This window comes from Nitrosophilus sp. (genome assembly GCF_982775275.1).
On sequence record NZ_CEXZHP010000130.1, the window covers coordinates 1 to 4,356 of the forward strand.

Consider the following 4,356-nt stretch of genomic DNA (forward strand, 5'->3'; position numbering starts at 1 on the left):
GTTTCCCACATATCTTTAAATGCGGCTTTTGGCATATCCGGATGTCTTATAATATTATGAGGTTTTCCAAGAAGTTCTTCCCTATCATATCCGGCGATTTCGCAAAACTTTCTATTTGCATAAGTTATAATACCTTTTAAATCGGTCTCACTAACTATCACACCATCATCAAAAATATATTCTTCATCAATAGGTGTAGGTTTTTCCACTAAATACTCCTATTTTTACAATAAAACGAAAAAAAACAGATAAAATTGGATAAATTTTCCAATAACTATAACATATTTTTTTATAACTAATTCTTAGTTAGATAGAAAATTTTTTAAAGTTTTGGCGTCTTTATCATTTAGTATCGTTGCAATATCTTCAAAAGACGCATTTTTTATATTTTCAAATGAGCCGAAAAAATCCAAAAGCCTTTTTAATTTCGCCTCGCCTATTCCTTTGGCTTTTAAAAGAGATATCTCTTTATCGTGAATAATTTTTTGTTTTTTATGGTAATTGATAGCAAATCTATGGGCTTCATCTCTTAATTTTTGGATAAATTGCAATCTTTTATCGGTTGGAAGAAGTCTTAAGACGCCGTTTTTAGTGCAGATGATATCTTTAGCTCTTCCTTTTGTTCTAACCGCTTTTGCATCTATCTTTTCTTTAGCTATCGCTATTACGTCGATATTTACCCCAACGCTTTTTAATATCTGACTTGCAAGATTTCTCAAAACTTCTCCTCCGTCTATCACCCAAAGGTCTGGAGGAGGATTTTTCTCAAAGCTTTGAACTCTTTTTGTTAAAAGCTCTTTCATTTGATTGTACTCATCTTTAAAAGATAGATTATAATGTCTATAGCCATCTTTTTTAAATTTATTATCTTCATAAACAACCATCGCTCCGACCGGTTCTTTGCCTTGCAGATGGGAGTTGTCAAATACCTCTATCCTAAATGGAAAATGTTCCAAATCAAAGAGCTCTTTTATTTTTTCCAAAATATCTTCGTTATCTTTTTTCTCTTTTTTTAAAATCTCTTGGGCGTTTAATTTGGCAAGATTTATTAGATTTAGTTTTTCCCCTTTTTTTGGATTGATTATGGATATTTTTTTATTAAATTTTTTTCTTAGAAGTTTTTCTATCTCATCTTTTTGTAAAAAATCTTTTCCTACTATTATCTTTTTTGAAATAAAAGGGGACTCTATATTATAAAATTCCAAAATCGCTCTTTTATAGGCCTCATCTATATCAAATCCTCTATCTTTGTCAAATTTTATAAGGTTCGAAGAGCTTGATATTACCTTTCCCTCCCTCATAAACATCCTAACAATAACAGCTCTATTTAAATCTTCTTTTATATATAAAATATCTATATCTTCAAGTTTTGCCAAATCTATGCTACTTTGTATATAACTTTTTTTAATTCTTTGGATTTTATCTCTTATTATTGCCGCCTCTTCAAATCTTAGATTTTTGGATAGTTCAAACATTTTATCTTCAAGTTTTTTAATTAAAAGTTTTTTATCCAATATATGAGTTATTGCTTCATCAACGATATTTTTATACTCTTTTGGTAAAACTTTACCTTCGCAAGGGGCGAGGCACTTTTTTAGCTGATAAAAAAGACAGGCTTTTTTGCTTTTTAGACACCCCTTTTTTTGAACGAGGGGAAAAAGTTCGTAAATGGATTCTAAAATATCTTTAGCCCCGACGCTAAAAGGTCCGTAATATTTTATTTTTTTACCCTTTACTACTTTTCTTGTTATTTCAAATCTTGGATAATCTTGTGCAAGATCTATATAAATATAAGGATATGTTTTATCATCTCTTAAAAGTATGTTATATTTTGGTTTGAGCTGTTTTATAAGGGAGTTTTCCAAAATAAGTGCGTCATTTTCGTTATCTACCAAAATGTATTCTAAATTTTTAGTTTCGCTTACCATTTTGTAGATTCTTGGAGAAAGATTAACGGATGGAGAAAGCTCAGGGGTAAATCTAAAATAGCTTTTTACCCTGTTTTTTAAACTTTTTGCCTTTCCTACATATAAAAGCTTTCCCTCTTTATCAAAAAATTGATATACTCCTGGAGAGTCGGGAAGTTTTTTTAATTTTTCAATCAATATCTTCATCTTTTAGCTTTTTTATCTCTTTTTTTATATTTTCAAAAATCTTTTTTATATCTTCGTTTTGAGAAAATATTTTAAATTTGCCGCTCGATTTTTCATAAAAAAAGTTCATTTTTTTCTCTTTTTGTTCACTTTTTTGTATAAATTTGTTACTTACATATACTTTATAATTTTTTATCTTTATATCTTTACACTCTAAAATGCTATTTTTAGCTATATTTAATAGTTCGTTTATTAGATTTTTATTATAATTAAATTCCATTTTTATTCCGGGATGATCTATAACGAAAAAGAGCGTTTCATCTTTTTTATAGCAAAAAAGAGTGTGCTCTTTTAAAATTTTGGGAAATAGTGATAAAATTTTATTAAAACATCTATGTTCGTTTAATTTACTATTTTTAGGAAAGATATGATTCAAGATAGATTTAACGTTTTTCATATCGTTATTATATCAGTTTTACTTTTTTTTGTCTGGGGTTGCGGACATAAAGCCGATCCCTACTACCCGGTCAAAAAAGAAAGAAGTAGATAATGAGATATGATTATATAATCGTTGGTGCTGGGATTGCCGGACTTTATGCGGCTCTAAACATCCCTAAAAACAAAAATGTTTTGATTATTTCAAAAGACCCTCTTTGGGAGTGTAACACCTTTTACGCTCAAGGAGGGATTTCCACAGCCAAAGACAGGGAAGATATAAGAGTTCATATCGAAGATACTATTAAAGCCGGTGCAGGTCTTTGTGATAAAGAGGCTGTAGAGATTTTATGCTCAAATAGTATACTCGTTATTAACGATTTGATTGAGAGGGGATTTGAGTTTGATAAAGATGATGAAGGAAATCTGCTTTTTACGAAAGAGGCCGCCCATTCTACCCCAAGGATTTTGCACGCCGGCGGAGACGCTACCGGAAGAAGGCTTCATATTTTTTTAATGAAAAGCGTTTCTCATAAGGTTTTAGAAGGAGCGGTAGTAACAGATATTTTATGCGAAAACGATCTGGTCTATGGAGTAAGTGTTAGATATAAAGGAACCCTTCAAAATATCTACGCAAAAAACGTTATATTAAGTAGCGGAGGTATAGGTTCTTTATATGAATATCACACGAACGCCAAAACGATAAGTGCCGATATTCACGGAATCGCTTTGGAAAAAGGCATAAGATTAAAGGATATGGAGTTTACTCAATTTCATCCTACGGTTTTTATAAAAAGCAAAAAGGCTAGAAAACTACTGCTTACAGAAGCCTTAAGAGGCGAGGGAGCAACGGTTGTTGATGAGAAGGGAAAAAGATTTTTATTCGATTTTGACCCACGTGGAGAGCTTGCTCCAAGAGATATAGTAAGTAGAGCCATTTATAAATATAAACAGATGGGGCACCAGGTATTTTTATCTTTTGAAAATTTTGAAGAAAGCTTTTTTAGACACAGGTTTCCAACTATTTATAAAAATTTTCAAGAGCTTGGATTTGATGTACCAAAAGAAAAAGTGCCAATTTCTCCGGCTTTTCATTTTATGATGGGAGGGATTGAAGTTGATTATTATTCAAAAGTGAAAGGTTTTAAAAACCTTTATGCCATAGGAGAGGTTGCCTGTAGCGGAGTTCATGGAGCAAACAGGCTTGCAAGCAACTCTTTGCTAGAGGGTCTTGTTTTTTCAAAAAGAGCCGTTGAGGACTCTTTATTGCAAGAGATAGATTTTAAAGAGAAAAAATTTCTAATAAATCAAACACTTTTGGTAAAAAATATAGATAAAAAGATGAAAAACCTTCTTAGAAAAACCATGTGGGATAAAGTTGGAATTATTAGAAACATTAAAGATTTGCAAGAAGCCGCCGATATTATAGAAGATATCGAAAAAAAAGATATCGGCAGATTTTTAAAACTAAGAGTTCTAACTGCAAAAGAGATAGTAAAAGCCGCCTTAAATAGAAAAGAATCGATCGGGGCGCACTATATAGAAAACTAAATCAAAATAAAAGGATTGGTATGCATGGACTTGATTTCACTCACAGCTGGGTTGGATATCTCTCTTTTATAATTTTTATCGTCGGTTACTACTTTATAGCGGCCGAAGAGAAGTTTCATATGAACAAGGCAAAGCCCGCTTTATTGATAGGGACATTGATGTTTATGATAATTGGGATCTATTTTAGTATAAACGGTCTTGATCCCGATCCTTTGCATCATGAGATGGAAAAGCTGATTTTAGAGATAGCCGAAATCTTCTTTTTCCTTTTTGTCGC

At 31.5% G+C, this 4,356-nt stretch carries 4 protein-coding genes and 1 pseudogene; 2 read left to right on the forward strand and 3 right to left on the reverse strand.

The window, feature by feature from the left end; all coding sequences use genetic code 11:
- The 3 genes from AC30RD_RS06670 to AC30RD_RS06680 form a co-directional block, all read right to left on the reverse strand.
- On the reverse strand, positions 1–209 hold a 209-nt coding region (locus AC30RD_RS06670), incomplete at its 3' end, for a PAS domain S-box protein (protein WP_489493612.1).
- Between the two features lie 93 nt (positions 210–302).
- Complete coding sequence (gene uvrC / locus AC30RD_RS06675; RefSeq protein WP_489493613.1) at positions 303–2,114, reverse strand: excinuclease ABC subunit UvrC; 1,812 nt, start codon at positions 2,112–2,114, stop codon at positions 303–305.
- Positions 2,098–2,550, reverse strand: coding sequence for a DUF721 domain-containing protein (locus tag AC30RD_RS06680; RefSeq protein WP_489493615.1), 453 nt, complete (start codon positions 2,548–2,550; stop codon positions 2,098–2,100). Before AC30RD_RS06680 ends, uvrC begins: the two co-directional genes overlap by 17 nt.
- 92 nt (positions 2,551–2,642) lie before the next feature.
- Between AC30RD_RS06680 and nadB the strand changes: the two genes are divergently transcribed.
- Positions 2,643–4,079: an L-aspartate oxidase gene (gene nadB / locus AC30RD_RS06685; RefSeq protein WP_489493616.1), complete on the forward strand. Its 1,437-nt coding sequence runs from the start codon at positions 2,643–2,645 to the stop codon at positions 4,077–4,079.
- Between the two features lie 20 nt (positions 4,080–4,099).
- Positions 4,100–4,356: pseudogene (locus AC30RD_RS06690) on the forward strand (sodium:proton antiporter NhaD); the annotation flags it as partial.

Bases quoted from the DNA above. Each gene is read 5' to 3' on its own strand.
- uvrC (WP_489493613.1), bottom strand. From the start codon at position 2,114: ATGAAGATATTGATTGAAAAATTAAAAAAACTTCCCGACTCTCCAGGA.
- AC30RD_RS06680 (WP_489493615.1), bottom strand. From the start codon at position 2,550: ATGAAAAACGTTAAATCTATCTTGAATCATATCTTTCCTAAAAATAGT.
- nadB (WP_489493616.1), top strand. From the start codon at position 2,643: ATGAGATATGATTATATAATCGTTGGTGCTGGGATTGCCGGACTTTAT.